This window comes from Paraclostridium sp. AKS73 (assembly GCF_025671395.1).
Lineage (GTDB): Bacteria > Bacillota > Clostridia > Peptostreptococcales > Peptostreptococcaceae > Paraclostridium > Paraclostridium benzoelyticum.
The window spans coordinates 1-200 of sequence record NZ_JAIXHU010000113.1 but is presented as its reverse complement, the minus strand read 5'-3'; the positions used below and the strand labels follow the sequence as shown (position 1 = coordinate 200).

Here is a 200-nt window from a genome sequence, read left to right as displayed (position 1 = left end):
CTCTTCGGAGAGAGCGGCGGACGGGTGAGTAACGCGTGGGTAACCTGCCCTGTACACACGGATAACATACCGAAAGGTATACTAATACGGGATAACATATAAAAGTCGCATGGCTTTTGTATCAAAGCTCCGGCGGTACAGGATGGACCCGCGTCTGATTAGCTAGTTGGTAAGGTAATGGCTTACCAAGGCAACGATCA

The 200-nt window shown here is 50.0% G+C and carries 1 rRNA gene; it reads left to right on the top strand.

The annotated features are described in order from the left end of the window. Positions 1–200 (top strand): 16S ribosomal RNA (locus tag LEQ07_RS19945); the annotation flags it as partial.